This window comes from Enterobacter sp. UPMP2052 (genome assembly GCF_053709675.1).
Map to the genome: position 1 here is coordinate 1566511 of NZ_JBSKJR010000001.1, position 16878 is coordinate 1583388.

17 protein-coding genes are annotated in these 16878 nt (G+C 55.5%); 1 reads left to right on the forward strand and 16 read right to left on the reverse strand.

The features are described 5' to 3' along the window. Positions 1–7 precede the first annotated feature (7 nt). The 8 genes from ACWKX3_RS07310 to hinT form a co-directional block, all read right to left on the reverse strand. Positions 8–547: a glycine zipper 2TM domain-containing protein gene (locus ACWKX3_RS07310; protein WP_042319556.1), complete on the reverse strand. Its 540-nt coding sequence runs from the start codon at positions 545–547 to the stop codon at positions 8–10. Positions 548–740: 193 nt separating this feature from the next. Further along, the gene (locus tag ACWKX3_RS07315) at positions 741–2045 is read right to left on the reverse strand and encodes an NAD(P)/FAD-dependent oxidoreductase (RefSeq protein WP_042319553.1); all 1305 of its coding nucleotides are present in this window, start codon (positions 2043–2045) and stop codon (positions 741–743) included. 236 nt (positions 2046–2281) lie between these two features. After that, positions 2282–2824, reverse strand: coding sequence for an alpha/beta hydrolase YcfP (ycfP, locus tag ACWKX3_RS07320; protein WP_088207497.1), 543 nt, complete (start codon positions 2822–2824; stop codon positions 2282–2284). Between the two features lie 34 nt (positions 2825–2858). Further along, entirely contained in the window at positions 2859–3884 is a 1026-nt protein-coding gene (gene nagZ, locus ACWKX3_RS07325; protein WP_088207498.1) for a beta-N-acetylhexosaminidase, read from the reverse strand. A gap of 11 nt (positions 3885–3895) precedes the next feature. After that, positions 3896–4720: a thiamine kinase gene (gene thiK, locus ACWKX3_RS07330; protein ID WP_454541533.1), complete on the reverse strand. Its 825-nt coding sequence runs from the start codon at positions 4718–4720 to the stop codon at positions 3896–3898. Then, positions 4701–5345: a penicillin-binding protein activator LpoB gene (gene lpoB, locus ACWKX3_RS07335; RefSeq protein ID WP_088207906.1), complete on the reverse strand. Its 645-nt coding sequence runs from the start codon at positions 5343–5345 to the stop codon at positions 4701–4703. The genes thiK and lpoB overlap by 20 nt, the downstream gene beginning before the upstream one ends. A 13-nt stretch (positions 5346–5358) precedes the next feature. Further along, positions 5359–5733 carry a YcfL family protein gene (locus ACWKX3_RS07340; RefSeq protein WP_006174701.1) on the reverse strand — a complete coding sequence of 125 codons (375 nt, stop codon included), beginning with the start codon at positions 5731–5733 and terminating at the stop codon, positions 5359–5361. Between the two features lies 1 nt (position 5734). Continuing rightward, positions 5735–6094, reverse strand: a complete 360-nt coding sequence (hinT, locus tag ACWKX3_RS07345; RefSeq protein WP_006174700.1) for a purine nucleoside phosphoramidase — start codon at positions 6092–6094, stop codon at positions 5735–5737. Positions 6095–6447: 353 nt separating this feature from the next. Here hinT and fhuE point away from each other — a divergent pair, with 353 nt between their 5' ends. Beyond that, positions 6448–8664, forward strand: coding sequence for a ferric-rhodotorulic acid/ferric-coprogen receptor FhuE (fhuE, locus tag ACWKX3_RS07350; protein WP_102891089.1), 2217 nt, complete (start codon positions 6448–6450; stop codon positions 8662–8664). A 520-nt stretch (positions 8665–9184) separates the two neighbouring features. On the opposite strand, the gene ptsG is transcribed toward fhuE, so the two are convergent. The 8 genes from ptsG to acpP form a co-directional block, all read right to left on the reverse strand. Beyond that, complete coding sequence (ptsG, locus tag ACWKX3_RS07355; RefSeq protein WP_006174691.1) at positions 9185–10618, reverse strand: PTS glucose transporter subunit IIBC; 1434 nt, start codon at positions 10616–10618, stop codon at positions 9185–9187. Positions 10619–10916: 298 nt separating this feature from the next. Then, positions 10917–11711, reverse strand: a complete 795-nt coding sequence (locus ACWKX3_RS07360; RefSeq protein ID WP_454541534.1) for a metal-dependent hydrolase — start codon at positions 11709–11711, stop codon at positions 10917–10919. A gap of 10 nt (positions 11712–11721) precedes the next feature. Further along, on the reverse strand, positions 11722–12726 hold the full coding sequence (gene holB / locus ACWKX3_RS07365; protein ID WP_006174688.1) for a DNA polymerase III subunit delta': 1005 nt from the start codon (positions 12724–12726) through the stop codon (positions 11722–11724). Beyond that, positions 12723–13364 carry a dTMP kinase gene (tmk, locus tag ACWKX3_RS07370; protein ID WP_454541535.1) on the reverse strand — a complete coding sequence of 214 codons (642 nt, stop codon included), beginning with the start codon at positions 13362–13364 and terminating at the stop codon, positions 12723–12725. Before tmk ends, holB begins: the two co-directional genes overlap by 4 nt. Next, positions 13354–14376: a cell division protein YceG gene (yceG, locus tag ACWKX3_RS07375; protein WP_101737906.1), complete on the reverse strand. Its 1023-nt coding sequence runs from the start codon at positions 14374–14376 to the stop codon at positions 13354–13356. The genes tmk and yceG overlap by 11 nt, the downstream gene beginning before the upstream one ends. Further along, positions 14373–15188, reverse strand: coding sequence for an aminodeoxychorismate lyase (pabC, locus tag ACWKX3_RS07380; RefSeq protein ID WP_101737907.1), 816 nt, complete (start codon positions 15186–15188; stop codon positions 14373–14375). The genes yceG and pabC overlap by 4 nt, the downstream gene beginning before the upstream one ends. A 120-nt stretch (positions 15189–15308) precedes the next feature. Further along, positions 15309–16550 (reverse strand): beta-ketoacyl-ACP synthase II, encoded by a 1242-nt coding sequence (gene fabF, locus ACWKX3_RS07385; protein WP_058609144.1) that lies wholly within the window; start codon positions 16548–16550, stop codon positions 15309–15311. A gap of 91 nt (positions 16551–16641) precedes the next feature. Continuing rightward, positions 16642–16878, reverse strand: a complete 237-nt coding sequence (acpP, locus tag ACWKX3_RS07390; protein WP_003857954.1) for an acyl carrier protein — start codon at positions 16876–16878, stop codon at positions 16642–16644.

Consider the following 16878-nt stretch of genomic DNA (forward strand, 5'->3'; position numbering starts at 1 on the left):
ATCTTTTTTACGCTTTGTTGTTCAGGATCAGCTGACCATTTCCGTCCAGCGGGATCTGGGTGCCGGGGTCTTTATCCATGCGGATTTTGCCCTGCTGGTCGCCGATTTTGTAGGTGACATCGTAACCCAGCATTTTCTCGGATTTGTCATAGACGGTTTTACAGCGCTGCTGGGTTGTGGTGTAGGTGTCGTTATCCTGCATCGCACCCTGCACCTGATTCCCTGCATAGCCACCGCCCAACGCGCCGACAACGGTAGCCACGTCTTTACCGCGACCGCCACCAAACTGATGGCCAATTACGCCGCCTGCAACCGCGCCGAGAACAGAACCGGCAATACGGTTTTCATCCTGTACGGGACGACGGTGGGTGACCGCAACGTTGCGGCACTCCTGACGGGGCGTTTTGACCGTCTCTTTAATGGGCGTTGCGGAAACCACTTGCGCATACTGCGGGCCACGTTCAAACACGTTGAGACTGGCAACCGCAGCCACACCTAACGCAGCCGCTACGCCAATCCCTATACCCGCCAACATTGATTTATTCACGGGACATCCTCCTTTGTTGCTATTGGTAACAATTTTGCAATCAATGGCTGGACTCGCCAATAAGACAAAGGCGTAAAAACGCGGAGTGCAGGAGGGATATATCGGATTTAGGAGAACTCTTAAGCGCCTGAAGGGCACTGGACAGCATGATATGCTAAAAAATCCCTCCGGAGGACCCGGAGGGATAATACGATTAGTGCAGCTTCAGACGCGGGCGAATAACCCGGTTGATGCGTCCAACCAGCATCATCAGGCCGGTTTTGAAGTAGCCGTGCAGCGCAATCTGGTGCATACGGTAAAGTGAGATATACACAAAGCGCGCAATGCGCCCTTCTACCATCATTGAGCCACGCATCAGGTTGCCCATCAGACTGCCGACGGTCGAGAAGTTGGAGAGCGACACCAGAGAGCCGTGGTCTTTGTAGACATACGCCTTCATCGGTTTGCCTTTACGCTGCGCCAGGATGTTGTGCAGCACCAGGCTTGCCATCTGGTGCGCGGCCTGAGCACGCGGAGGAACGAACCCGCCTTCCGGGCGCGCGCAGGAGGCACAGTCGCCGATGGCGTAAATGTCCGGATCGCGCGTGGTTTGCAGCGTAGGCTCCGTCACCAGCTGATTAATACGGTTCGTTTCCAGCCCGCCGATATCTTTCATGAAATCAGGCGCTTTAATCCCTGCCGCCCAGACCATCAGATCCGCTTCGATGTACTCGCCGTCTTTGGTGTGCAGACCACCCGCATCGGCGCTGGTGACCATGGTTTGCGTCAGCACGCGTACGCCGAGTTTGGTCAGCTCGCTGTGCGCTGCGCCGGAAATGCGCGGCGGCAGCGCCGGCAGAATGCGTTCGCCCGCCTCAACCAGCGTCACGTTCAGCGCATCATTCGTCAGGCCTTTGTAGCCGTAGCTGTGCAGTTGTTTCACCGCGTTGTGCAGTTCAGCAGACAACTCAACGCCCGTCGCGCCCCCACCCACAATCGCGATGTTAACCTTGCCGTTGGCACCCAGGTTATTGGTGTATTTCAGGAACAGATTGAGCATTTCCTGATGGAAACGACGCGCCTGATGCGGGTTGTCCAGGAAGATGCAGTGATCTTTCACGCCCGGCGTATTGAAGTCGTTCGATGTACTGCCCAGCGCCATGACCAGTGTGTCATACGGCAGCTTGCGCTCAGGAACCAGTAGTTCGCCTTTGTCGTCGCGCAGCTCAGCCAGCGTAATGGTTTTGCTCTCACGGTTGATATCCACCACGGATCCCAGCTGGAACTGGAAATGATGATTACGCGCGTGTGCCAGATAGCTCAGCGCATCCACGCCCTCATCCAGCGATCCGGTCGCCACTTCGTGCAGCAGCGGTTTCCACAGATGGCTGTGGTTACGATCTACCAGCGTAATTTTGGCTTTCTTACCGCGACCCAGCTTTTTGCCCAGCTGCGTCGCCAGCTCCAGCCCGCCAGCACCACCGCCTACAATCACTATTTTTTTCAATGGTGTAGTCAACGCGACCCCCTAAATTATTAACCAATTGTTAATTAAAAGTTATGAAAATAACCCTTAATTAACAACAGGTTACAGCACTGAAACCATTCAAGTGCATTGAGGATAACACGTCAGGCGCATTGGTCATACCAAAATTGATATGCATCAAGTTTTGATGGCTTAAAAGTAGACAAGTCTGACAAAAAAGAAAGCCCGGCACGCTTTTGCGGCCGGGCCTGAGGCTTTTAGAGGGCTGGTTAGCCCAGCGTTTTGAAGGCTTTTATGCGCTGCAGATGCGGGGAGATGTTTTTGAACTTGTGGGTTTGTTCATCGTCCCAGACGATCTCATAGAAGTGATGCAGCATCTCCGCTGAACGCTGGCTGTCCAGCGCTTCGTCATGACGGGAGAGGATCGCCAGACAACGATCGCGATTCTTTTCACGGAAATTACTGACGCATTTCGTCGCGATATCGGCGTACTCCTCCGGGCGGTCAATCTTGCCTTCCATGTTCTCGTTCGGGAACAGGTTTGGATTGAAAATGACCTGACGAATATCGCACAAAAATCCAATGCGCTCTGCCCAGTATCCTCCCAGCCCGACGCCGCAAATCAGCGGACGCTCGTCAACGTTGAGCTGCAGCATTTTGTCCACTTCCTTGAGCAAATGCTGCATATCATGTTTAGGGTGGCGGGTACTGTAGCTAATCAGCCGGACGTCCGGATCGATAAACTGCAGCTGCAGTACCTTCTCATGGTTACCTGGGCTGTTTGAGTCAAAACCGTGTAAATAGATGATCATTGTCTTCCCACCTTGCTACGCCTTACGGGAGTGATTACAGGCCTGCTTTATGGGCCTGCCAGCGCTCGTTGAGCGCTTCAAGTTGCGCGTTGACCGTCTTCCAGCGCGCCGAGTCCATCAACTCCTGACGGCTAAATGAACCTTTATGATACAATTGTGTAACACGTTCGGCATTGATCGGCGACAGGTTATCCAGCACGCTGACCGCTCCTTTACGATTATTACAGACCAGGATCATATCGCAACCTGCATCCAGTGAAGCCTGCCCGCGTTCCGCATAGCTGCCCATGATTGCCGCCCCTTCCATGGACAAATCATCCGAGAAAATCACGCCGTTGAAGCCCAACTCCTGACGCAGGACGGTTTTCAGCCAGTGCGGGGAACCGCTCGCCGGGCGCGGATCGACATCGCTGTAGATCACATGCGCAGGCATAATCGCATCCAGCTTATTGTCAGTGATGAGCGAGCGGAAGATGGACATATCTTTGGCGCGGATCTCCGCTTCAGGGCGAGGATCGCGTGGCGTCTCTTTGTGTGAATCAGCCGTTACCGCGCCGTGTCCCGGGAAGTGTTTGCCGGTGGTTTTCATGCCCGCGTCGTGCATACCGTCAATAAACTGTGTGGCCATTGCCAGAGCAATGCGCGGGTCCTCATGGTACGAGCGTTCGCCGATAGCGGCGCTGATATGCCCCACATCCAGCACCGGCGCAAAGCTGATATCAATATCCATGGCAATCATTTCGCTTGCCATCAGCCAACCGGCGTCCTGCGCCAGTTTCCCGCCCGCTTCTGTGCCAAGCAGCGCAGCAAAAGACTGTGCAGCCGGTAAGCGGGTGAATCCCTCGCGGAAGCGCTGTACGCGCCCTCCTTCCTGATCGACCGCCACCACCAGCCGGTTACGCGATGCCGCTCGGATCTGGCGCACCAGTTCGCGCAACTGCGCCGGATCGTGATAGTTGCGGGTAAACAGAATCAGGCCGCCCACCAGCGGATGCGCCAGGATCTCGCGCTCCTCCGCATCCAGCTCAAACCCTTCAACATCCAACATCACTGGACCCACACGAACCTCTCTTATCCTTTAGTGTTTAACTGACGCCAGGCATCATCTGCCAGCGTAATAAATTGTTTGTCGCCCGTCTGCGCAAAGCGCACCTCAAACCAGCCCGCCATCAGCATCAATACCCATGGCCGCCAGCGGCTGACCTGGCGCGCCAGCGTCCGGGTGTCCATCTGCGCCTGTTCGGCATAGGCCGCAATGAGCGCGTCCCGCGCGGCCTTGTCCGGTGTCCAGACGGCAGCCAGCTCCAGCGCGACATCCCCATCTCCGGCATATTCCCAGTCGATGAGCCTTTCCCCTGCCGCCGTGTGAACGATATTGCCCGCGTGAACATCCATGTGCAGCGGCGCGAGCCGCAACGGCTGCGGCTCACCTCTTGCACGGCGTTTTTTAAGCTGAGCCAGCCAGTATGGCGTTCTGCGCGCGGGCGCGGCCTGCTGCCAGTATTGTTCAAGCAACGGCATAAGCGCGATGCGCCAGCCCAGCCGTCGCTGACGATGCAGATGATACAGCAGAGCAGCAAGCGTTGGGGTATCCGGTAGCGTGGTTTTGATCTCGCCCGCAAGATACTCCACGGCCATCCAGCCCTGGCTGAAAAAACAGGGTTCGGGTACGAGTCCGGCCGGAAGGCGTTTCAGGGCAAGATACTGACGACGAAAATGGGCGGCGGGCGCAGAGGCATCGTGATGCTGGCGCAGAACCAGACGATGTTCGCCCTGCTCAATAATGCAACTCGCGCCGCCAAGCCCGGAAGAGGCCTGCGGCGCGACAAGACGGTATTGAGGAAAATAACGCGTCAGAATTTCCTCACGCGTCGGCTTATTGTTGCGAAACGGCACCTTTACCTGACCAGATAATCTCGCCTGTCTGAACCAGCATCAGCTGCATTTGCAGGGCCGGGGTATTGACGTTGCCGGTGGCGCTGGAATACAGGACATACTGTGCGCCAACGTTACGGGCAATCCCGATCGCTTTGCTGCGCGAGCCAAGGCTGTCCTGCGGTGACAGGCCAAGCTGCTGCTTCGCCACCGCCAGCTGCTGCGAGGAGACCAGCGTAAATTTACCGTTGTTGGCTAAAGCGTTGCGCAGGGTTTCCGTCGCTTCACCCGCATTCAGCGAGCCGTTAGTACGGTTGTTCACGCTGTCCACCAGCAGCACGCTGCCCGCCGTGACGCCCTGAGCCTGCAGCATTTTGCCGACCATCGGCTGCATCGCGCCGTTCCAGTCATAGTGGCGCACGCGCGGCGTTGGCTGAGAGGTTTGATCCGGGTGTTCAATCGGGCCTGGCTGCGCCGGAATAGTTGGCACAGATGGCACCGTTGGCACCGGCTGCGTTGGCGGCGTCGGCTGTTCTGTCCCCGGTTTTGCCTCGTCCACGGGCGCGGGTTCTTCGGTTCGCGTTACACAACCGGCAAGAAAAAGTGCAAATGCGGTCACAAGCGCATAGCGGCTTATATTTTTAATCAAGGTTTACCCCTTACAAGTAAAGATAAAGTCTCACCTTATGCGCACCCAACGAGTTGGCGCTGCCATAGAGCGTCACCGACGATCCCGCCGGAATGGTCACACTGCGCGGCGCTTCGAGCGGGTGCATTTCAAGACCTCTAACGTCATACCAGTAAAAACGGTAATGCACCGTCACCGGCTCGTGTCTTTCGTTAAAGAGCGTAGAGGAGGCAGAAGACTGGATTTCGCTGATGGTCAGCGCAGGCTGCTCCGCCGTGATGCCTGCGGCAAGCACCGAGGCCTCCATGACCAGCGACTGTTCATCGCTGACCGGGATCGCCGGACGCGCGCTGCACCCCGCTATCAGCACTGCGATAATCAGCGCTGCAATACGCCCTCTTAACATATCAAAGACCTTTATGTGCCAGCATCGGGCCGAGTGGACGTCCACCCAGCAGATGCATATGGATATGATAAACTTCCTGGCCGCCATGACGATTGCAGTTCATGATCAGACGGTATCCGTCCTGGGCAATCCCCTCTTGCTCTGCGATTTTCGCGGCCACCGTAAGCATACGGCCTAATGCCACTTCGTGCTCGGTTTTCACGTCATTTACGGTAGGAATCAGAATATTGGGAATAATGAGGATATGCGTTGGGGCCTGCGGTGAAATGTCCCGGAACGCCGTCACCAGATCGTCCTGATAGACGATATCCGACGGGATCTCGCGGCGGATAATTTTACTGAAAATCGTTTCTTCGGCCATGACCTTGTCCTTATTTGTTTACTCTGGCGTGGTGCATCCGCTAATCACACATTTTGTGTCTCATACTGTGCGTTACAGTTGATGAGTATGAGCGACTTTCTCCTGTCCTTTCAACCTTCTCCCGCGATTTCTTTCCTTAATGTACCGCAGCTGCATGAAGTATGACCGCTCCCCGGCGAGAAACGTCTGAAACATTATTTCATTTGCCTCCGAAACATCTGTTTACAGCGTTAATCACAATGCGTATATTTCGCATTTGCATTTTCATGCGCATTTTTAACATAGAAAACGACGTCAGCCCGTGCTAGCGAGACTGACGCGACCCACTTTCACCATTCATTAAGGGTTTGATGATGTCTTTCATTAATCACACCAGGGATGGGCAACGCCAGCCTGCCGCAGCACCGTCGTTGCTGGCAGCCTGCATTGCTATGGCATTGACGCCAGCCGTAAGTTTCGCCGCCTCCTCTTCAGAAGACACCGTGGTAGTAGACGGTGGATTCGATAACGCACAGGATCCGTCCGCTGAACAGGATCAGGACTACAGCGTAAAAACCACCACCACCGGCACCAAGCTGCTGTTAGTTCCTCGCGATATTCCACAGTCGGTCAGTGTGATCAGCCAGCAGCGTATGCAGGATCAGGAGCTGAACACTATCGGTCAGGTGCTGGATAACACCACCGGCGTGAGCGCTTCGCGTATCGATACCAGCCGGACAAACTATTACGCGCGCGGTTTCTTTATCAGCAACTTCGCCTACGAAGATATGCCGACGTTTCTTGATAACCGCTGGAACTTTGGCGATACGGCGGGCGATACGGCCATCTTCGATAAAATTGAAGTGGTGCGCGGTGCGGCAGGCCTGATGAGCGGAACGGGCAACCCGTCAGCCTACGTCAATATGGTGCGCAAGCACGCCGACAGCAAAGAATTTAAAGGCTCGGCCTCAGCCACTTACGGCAGTTGGGACAAGCAGCGCTACGTGCTTGACCTGCAGGCACCTTTGACTGAATCCGGCAATGTGCGTGGCCGCGTCATCACCGGCTACCAGGACAACGACTCCTGGGTGGAGCGCAACCACTATCGCAAAAAATTCATCTATGGCGTGGTTGATGCCGATTTGACCGACTCCACCACCCTCTCTCTGGGTTATGACTATCAGGAAAGTGAAGAAGACAGCCCAACATGGGGCGGTTTCCCTTCGCTGTTCAGCGACGGCAGCAAAACGGATTTCCGTCGTGGCTTCAACACCGCTGCAGACTGGACCTACTCGAATCAGGATTCCACCAAAATCTTTGCTAACCTGACCCAACGCTTCGATAACGGCTGGGAAGCAAAGGTTAACGCCATGCATGCGGAGACCAACTTCGACAGCAAGCTGATGTATATCGATGGTTATCCGGATAAAACCACCGGCCTGTACGATGCGTCCAGCTTCCAGGGTGCCTGGGGCGGCTGGAACCGGGGCGAGCGTAAGCAGGATTCCGTGGATGCTTTCGTGCGCGGTGGGTACGACCTGCTGGGACGTCAGCATGAGCTGATGCTGGGAGGCAGCTACAGCCGCCAGCGCAACAATTACGACAACTCATATCCGGTGAATGATAACTACGGCCTGATGGATGTCGGCAGCATCTACGATTACAACGGTAATCTGGCCGATCCGACCTGGTCTGGCTTCGCGCTTTACCAGCGCGATGTGATCCGCCAGAAGTCGGTCTATGCCGCAACGCGTCTGTCGCTGGCTGACCCGCTTCACCTGATCCTCGGTGCGCGTTACACCGAATGGAGCGCCAAATACAACCTGGAGCGCAAGCCGGACGAAATCCGCGATGCGAAGTTCCATGACGTCACGCCGTACGCCGGGCTGATCTACGATATCGATGATACCTGGTCGGTTTATACCAGCTATACGTCTATCTTCCAGCCTTCAGGCCAGCGTGACATCAACAGTAACTTTATCGATCCTACCACGGGCAAAAGTTACGAAGCCGGCGTGAAGGGAGACTGGTTTAACACCCGTCTGACTGCCAGCCTGTCAGTGTTCCGCATTGAGCAGGATAATGTGGCAGTCAATACCGGCGTGACTATTCCTGGCTCCGGCGGCCAGTCAGCCTATAAATCGGTAGACGGAACCGTGAGTAAAGGCGTGGAGTTCGAACTGAACGGTGCATTAACCGATAACTGGCAGCTGACCTTCGGCGGCAGCCGCTATATCGCGGAAGATGAAGACGGCAACGCGGTGAATCCACAGCAGGCACGCACCACGCTGAAGTTGTTTACCCGCTACCAGCTGCCTATGCTGCCAGAATTGACGGTCGGCGGCGGCGCGCGGTGGCAGAACAAAACCTGGTATGACTTTGAAACCCCAGGGCCGAACGGCATCAGCCAGATCACGCAGGATGGTTACACGGTGGTGGATCTGTTCACCCGCTATCAGGTCACAAAGAACTTTGCCATCCAGGGCAACCTGAACAACGTCTTCGACAAAGAGTACTACGACTACCTGGGAACATACGGCGTGTATGGCGCGCCTCGTAACTTCTCCGTGAGCGGAAGTTACAGTTTCTAAGTAGATAGTCTTAAAAGCCACTGTGTTATAGCAGTGGCTTTTTCCTTTCACCAAAGCATTCCTGCCACCTGCTCAACGCAACTTTTCGCCACTTCCTTAACCCTTCAACCTTCTCAGCCGCCTGAATATGGCACTGGTGTTGAGTCCCCGCTGAAATCGGCGAGCCGGAGGCCGGAGGACAAGGGCTGGATGCCATGGATGGCGGCCAGAGGCGAAACGAGACAGGACGTCGAGTCGAGCCGACCGCAGGCAGCCGGTCGGGAGGTGAGCGCAGTGCGAAGCACCGATTTCTCGCGGGGCCGCGGGGATTGATAAGGGGGCCGCGGTGGCCCCCTTATCCCGTTCACAGGTCCCGAACGCAGTATATTCTGCGTGTATTGAGGTGAACGGCTCCTTCCACCGAGCTTCGCAGACTGGCATTAGGCCTGCTGGCTCCCTTTTTTATATCTACTCTTCCCCGCCCTGGCTAAGCCAATAAAAAAGGCAGCCATTCGGCTGCCTTAGTCTCCCCGGTCACAACTTAGTGGTTGCGGATGTACTCATCCATTTCGGTTTTCAGGTTATCGGATTTCGTTCCGAAGATCGCCTGAACACCCGAACCTGCAACAACCACGCCCGCTGCGCCCAGTTTTTTCAGACCCGGCTGGTCAACTTTCGCTACGTCAGCAACGCTTACACGCAGACGAGTGATACACGCGTCCAGGTTAGTGATGTTGTCTTTACCTCCGAACGCTGCAATCAGAGCCGGAGCCATCTCGCTGGTCGCGCCAGCTTTGCTGTCTTCCGTTGCATCTTCGCGACCTGGGGTTTTCAGGTCCAGCGCTTTGATCAGCACGCGGAAGATGGTGTAGTAAACGAGCGCGTAGCAGATACCCACGATTGGGAACAGCCACAGCTTGCTGCTGTTACCGGACAGAACGATAAAGTCGATCAGGCCGTGAGAGAAGGACGTACCGTCACGCATACCCAGCAGGATACAGATTGGGAACGCCAGACCCGCCAGAATCGCGTGAATGATGTACAGAATCGGCGCAACGAACATGAAGGAGAACTCGATCGGCTCGGTGATACCGGTCAGGAACGAGGTCAGCGCCGCGGAGATCATGATACCGCCCACTTTTGCACGGTTCTCTGGTTTCGCAGAGTGCCAGATAGCAATCGCAGCCGCCGGCAGGCCGTACATTTTGAACAGGAAGCCACCAGACAGTTTACCTGCAGTTGGGTCACCCGCCATGTAACGTGGGATATCACCGTGGAACACCTGGCCCGCAGCGTTGGTGTATTCACCAATCTGCATCTGGAATGGAACGTTCCAGATGTGGTGCAGACCAAATGGCACCAGGCAACGCTCAATGAAGCCGTAGATACCGAACGCCACAACCGGGTTCTGGTAAGCCGCCCACTGAGAGAAAGTCTGAATAGCAGAACCGATTGGTGGCCAGATGAAGGAGAGGATCACGCCAGTGAAGATCGCGGCCAGACCAGAGATAATCGGAACGAAACGCTTGCCCGCGAAGAAGCCCAGATACTCAGGGAGCTTGATGCGATAGAAGCGGTTAAACATATACGCTGCAATCGCACCGGAAATAATACCGCCGAGCACGCCGGTATCGGCCAGGTGTTTGGCAGCGATCTCTTCTGCAGGTAAATGCAGTACCAGCGGTGCAACCACCGCCATGGTTTTCACCATGATGCCGTAAGCAACAACGGCGGCCAGAGCGGATACACCATCGTTATTGGTGAAGCCCAGCGCAACACCGATAGCGAAGATCAGCGGCATGTTAGCAAAAACAGAACCGCCTGCTTCTGCCATCACGTGGGACACTACGGCTGGCAGCCAGCTGAAGTTTGCAGAACCGACGCCCAGCAGGATACCTGCGATAGGCAGTACGGATACTGGCAGCATCAGCGATTTACCGACCTTTTGCAGGTTAGCAAATGCATTCTTAAACATAATTGAGAGTGCTCCTGAGTATTTGTGCTTTTTTTTACGCTTTCACGCATTGGCCCGGGGGGAGTACCGCGCCGTGGACAGGACATCTAAGCGCCCTTTATTTATTACACAGAGTAAAATAATTCCCTCTGAGTTTGTTTGACGGCTATCACGTTTCGGCTTAAGACGGTCAAAAAACTTTCAGTAATTTACAAAAAGCGTTTCTGGATGTGTCTAAAAACACCATCACCGCCCCAAATGAGGCGGTGAACTTTACTCGCTTTGCTTATTAATTACGAGCCTAAAAAAAACAGGTGTATCAGAGAGATTGCAGGCGGGCGGGGTCGATGTGGAACAGGCTGGCAAAGTTTTCCGTCGTGGTGCGAGCCAGTTCATCGATACTGACTCCCTTCAGAACGGCCATGTACTCAGCCACATCTCGCGTCATCGCCGGCTGGTTCTCTTTCCCTCGATGCGGTACCGGGGCCAGATAAGGAGAATCTGTTTCCACCAGAATGCGATCGAGCGGGACATAACGTGCAGCGTCACGCAGCTGCTCAGCATTACGGAACGTCACAATCCCGGAAAACGAAATATAAAATCCTAAATCAAGCAGCTTACCCGCCGTTTCTCTGTCTTCAGTGAAACAGTGTAGTACGCCACCGCAATCCGTCACCTTTTCTTCCCTGAGGATCGCCAGGGTGTCTGCGCGCGCATCACGGGTGTGAACGATAACCGGCTTGTTCAGCTCGCGGCCCACGCGGATATGGTTGCGAAACGAGGCCTGCTGACGGGGTTTAGTTTCAGGCGTGTAAAAATAATCAAGCCCGGTCTCCCCCATCGCGACCACGCCCTCTTCTGCCGCCAGTCGACGTAAATCTTCTACGTTGTACTCTTCATCCTGATTAAGCGGATGAACGCCGCAGGAGAAGACCACGTTATCGCGAACGCCAACCAGGTCGCGCATGGCACGATAGCCCGGTAAGGTGGTCGCGACGGCCAGACAAAATTTCACATCGCGGGCGGCAGCTTTCGCCAGCACGTCATCCACGTCTTTATGCAGAGATTGATAATCCAGGCCATCAAGATGGCAGTGTGAGTCGACTAAAAACATAATGTCTCTCTCAGAGATGGGAAACCGGCGGCGTAATGCCGGGTTGCAGGTAGTGTTCAATACGCAGTAACTGGTCGGTCAACAGCAGTTCGCGATTGACGCCAGTGACGGTTAAAAGATGTTCGCGGCTCTGGCAGATATCATGAAGGATAGCCTGCAGCGTAGTGCCTGAAAGACCATTGGCCAGCGTGTTCACCAGTGGCCAGACATCGGGGTTGGTCAGAAGCGTGGCCCCCTGCTGAATTTTCAGCGCGTCCAGCAAAAGCGTCGCCAGCCACTGCAGGCGTTCGGCGGCCTGATCGCCATTCAGCGCAGGCAGTAAACTCAGCCAGTCACCGCTGTCTATGGCAGACGCAACGGCACGGCATAGCGCCTCGCGCTGCGACCAGACATCCGGTTGCAACAGGGCCAGTGCCGCTGCGGGCGCGCCGCTGCATAAACGCAACGCGGAGAGCATGGCGTCCTGTGACGTTGTCACCTCTCGCTCCAGCCAGGCCAGCGACCAGGCTTCCTGAGGGGCCGCGAGGTGATGAAGACGGCACCGGCTACGTAACGTTGCCAGCAGCCTGCCCGGCTCGCGGCAAGACAGCAAGAACCAGGTTTTTTCCGGCGGCTCTTCCAGGGTTTTGAGCAGAGCGTTGGCCGCCGCCTCGGTGAGGATCGCCGCATCCTTCAGCCAGACCACTTTTGCCCCGCCCAGCCGCGCGTGCTCATACAGTTTTTCGCTGACGTCGCGCACCGCATCAATACCGAGCGTGTTTTTGCCCTTCTCAGGTTCAAGGGTGTAGTAATCAGGATGCGTGCCAGCCTGCATCAGCTGGCAGCCACGACACTGGCCGCAGCTTTTATGCCCTTGCGGCTTTTGACACATCAGAAAGCGGGTAATGGCGTAAATTAGCGCATCATCACCCATACCAGGTAAAGCCTGAATCAGTAACGCATGATGCCCCCGCCCTGCCTGATAGCTGCTAATCAGCTGTTCAAAATGCGGGCGCAGCCATGGGTACCATTTCATGCCTGCTGCTCCTGTAGCCAGGTGGTCACCGTTTGTTGGATAGCACGCGTTACGTCGTCCAGAGATTGCGTTGCATCAATGGTACGGATCGTCTTATCCTGCCCGGCCAGTTCAAGGTAGCGCGCACGCGTACGGTTAAAGAAGTCGAAGGACTCTTGTTCAATGCGGTCCAGCTCGCCGCGGGCGCGGGCGCGTTTGAGGCCCACCTCCGGCGTAACGTCGAGATACAGCGTCAGGTCGGGACGGAAATCGCCCAGTACCGCGTCGCGCAGGGTGGCTAACATCGTCTGGTCAATGCCGCGACCGCCGCCCTGATAGGCCTGCGTCGAGAGATCGTGACGATCGCCAATGACCCATTTTCCGTCCGCCAGGGCAGGCTTAATCACCGTCTCCACCAGCTGTACGCGTGCCGCGTAGAACATCAGCACTTCGGCTTTATCACTGATTACCTCGTCGCCTACGGATTTGATGTCCAGCACCAGGCTGCGCAGTTTTTCTGCCAGCTGCGTTCCCCCAGGCTCACGGGTGAAGATGATATCCGCCACACCAAGCGTATTCAGGGTATCAACCACCACGTTACGGGCCGTGGTTTTCCCCGCCCCTTCGAGTCCCTCAATGACAATGTATTTACTGCGCATTTTTTTCCTTAAGTGCCTTCAGATAGTCCTGAACGGAACGATTATGGCTGGCAAGGTTCGTGTTAAAGGTATGACCGCCTTTTCCATCAGCCACAAAATAGAGATACGGCGTTTTGGCCGGATGTGCCGCGGCGCGAAGCGATGCTTCGCCAGGCGTGGCAATCGGGCCTGGCGGCAAACCGCTAATCTGGTAGGTATTATACGCCGTCGGGGTCTCAAGATCTTTTCTGGAAATCTTGCCGGTGTAGCGCTCGCCCATTCCATAGATGACTGTCGGGTCAGTTTGCAGACGCATCCCGATGCGCAGGCGGTTGATAAACACCGAGGCCACTTTGTCGCGCTCAGCCGCTACGGCAGTCTCTTTCTCAATGATCGAGGCCATCGTCACGAACTGGTTTTGATCTTTATAAGGCAGGCCATCCGCACGGCCGCTCCAGGCCGACTCAACCGCCGCAACCATTTTTTTGTGCGCACGTTTCAGGATCGCCTCGTCAGTCGTCCCTGCCGTGTACATCCAGGTATCCGGCCAGAACCAGCCTTCCACCCATTCCGGATGGTCAAATTTCAACACCTCGGCCACCGTCTCATAACGGTCATCTTTCAGCGTGTGCTTGATGTACGGCGCGTCACGCAGCTGTTTGAGATAATCACTCAGGCGCATCCCTTCAACAAAACGCAGCGGGAACTGGGCCTCTTTACCGCTCTCCAGCAGCTGAAGCATCTCCCGCACGGTCATCCCGGGGGTGAAACGATAGGTTCCGGCCTTAAAGTGGGCAAGCTCCGGCTCAACGCGCAGCAGCCACTGGAAAACGCGCGGACGGTTGATAATTTTGTCAGCGTAAAGCTGTTCACCCAGGGCCAGACGACCGGTACCGGCTTTCAGGGTAAAAATCGTCTCGTCTTTAATCAGGATTTTACTGTCCGCCAGCTGGCGAACTTTCCACACTCCCGCGCCGCCAGCGATACCCAGCACAACAATGAGGAGGAGGACAAAGCGCAACATTTTCTTCATGACTTTCTGGTTTGCTCACATAACGGGGCTAAAAACTGAAACAGCTCACGGGACGACCAGCGCTGCCGATCGTAGGCCCGAACGGGCACAACCGGCATCAGGGCGTTACATATAACGACCTCATCAGCAGACAGCAACGCCGCTTCCTTCACGCTGGCTTCGACAACGTTATAGCCGGAGCGTGCCAAAAGCTGTAAACAAAACTGCCGCATAATACCCTTGACGCCCGCCTGTTCCAGTGAAGGCGTGAAGACATCACTGCCCTGCCGCCAGAATAAATTAGCCGCACAGCATTCCGTAATGAACCCTTCGCTGTCAAGGACCAGCGCGTCATCGGCGTCCGTCTGCTCAAGATGAGTACGGATGAGCACCTGTTCAAGACGGTTGAGATGTTTTATCCCTGCCAGCATCGGGTTACGGCCCAGGCGAACGGGGCTGAGCGTCAGCGTAACGCCCTCATGCCGCCAGCGCTCATAATGCGCGGGGTAATCTGACAGGGAGAGGATGCGCGTGGGATGATGGCAGGCAGAACCGCTGTAACCCCGGCCACCGCTGCCGCGGCTGATGATCACTTTCAGTACGCCACTCGGTTTTCCGAAGGCCAGCTGGCGCATCTCGCTTTCGAGAATATCCCACTGCGTAAAGGGGATCAGCAGCGTTTCACAGGCACTTTGCAGGCGACGAATATGCGCATCAAGCAGGCTCACAGCGCCGTTAACAATTCGCGCCGTGGTGAAACAGCCGTCACCAAATTGCGTCGCCCTGTCGCTTGCGGGCAGCTGATTCTGCTCAAGGCCATTGATTAAAAACATGGTGGCTCCTTATGCATGGAGGCTCAGTCTGGCAGGATGCCTGTCGCCAGACAAGGGGATTTCCCTTAATAAAAAAGGCCCGACAAGCGGACCTTTTTTAGTGCCTTGCGGCAAACAGACTCAGATCTTTTTGAAGATCAGAGAGCCGTTGGTGCCCCCGAAGCCGAAGGAGTTACACAGGGTATACTCCATACCGCTGACCTGGCGCGCTTCGTGTGGAACGAAGTCCAGATCGCAACCTTCATCCGGGTTATCCAGGTTGATGGTTGGCGGTACGGCCTGGTCGCGCAGCGCAAGGATAGAGTAGATAGACTCTACCGCGCCTGCCGCACCCAGGAGGTGGCCGGTCATGGATTTGGTGGAGCTCACCATCACGCGGCTGGCCGCGTCGCCGAAGATGGACTTAACCGCCTGGGCTTCTGCTTTATCGCCAGCTGGCGTAGACGTCCCGTGGGCGTTCACGTAACCGATCTGTGCAGGGGTAATACCTGCATCGCGAAGCGCGTTTTCCATCGCCAGCGCAGCACCTGCGCCGTTCTCTGGAGGAGACGTCATGTGGTAAGCATCGCTACTCATACCGAAACCAACGATTTCAGCATAGATTTTCGCGCCACGTTTTTTAGCATGTTCGTACTCTTCCAGCACGATCATGCCAGCACCGTCGCCCAGCACAAAACCATCACGGTCTTTATCCCACGGACGGCTCGCCGCCTGAGGATTATCGTTCCGGGTTGAAAGCGCACGCGCCGCACCGAAGCCGCCTACACCCAGTGGGGTACTGGCTTTTTCTGCACCGCCAGCAACCATCGCATCTGCATCACCGTAAGCGATGATACGTGCGGCCTGGCCGATGTTATGCACGCCGGAGGTACAGGCGGTGGCGATAGAAATGCTTGGACCACGAAGGCCGAACATGATGGTCAGGTGACCTGCCACCATGTTAACAATCGTTGACGGAACGAAGAATGGGCTGATCTTACGTGGGCCACCATTCATCAGCGATGTATGGTTTTCCTCAATCAGGCCAAGACCGCCAATACCGGAGCCGATAGCGGCGCCAATACGGGTTGCGTTCTCTTCCGTAATTTCAAGGCCAGAATCCTGCATGGCCTGAACGCCAGCGACAATTCCATATTGAATGAAGGCATCCATCTTGCGCTGTTCTTTGCGCGAGATGATCTCTTCACAGTTAAAATCCTTTACTAAGCCAGCAAATTTCGTTGCGTAGGCGCTAGTATCGAAATGGTCGATTAGGCTGATGCCGCTCTGACCGGCAAGGAGAGCTTTCCAGGTGGACTCTACGGTATTGCCGACAGGAGACAACATGCCAAGTCCGGTCACAACTACACGACGCTTAGACACGTTTGTCCTCCAGGGAGGGATAAAAAAAGAGATTCGTGGGACTAAAAAAGATAAAACTCAGGCGGTCGAATGACCGCCTGGAGATGTTCACTTACGCCTGGTGACCGTTGATGTAATCAATGGCAGCCTGAACGGTGGTGATCTTCTCAGCTTCTTCGTCCGGAATCTCAGTATCAAACTCTTCTTCCAGAGCCATTACCAGCTCAACGGTGTCAAGAGAATCTGCGCCCAGGTCTTCAACGAAGGAAGCGGAGTTCACAACTTCTTCCTGCTTAACGCCCAGCTGTTCGCCGATAATTTTCTTAACGCGTTCTTCGATAGTGCTCAT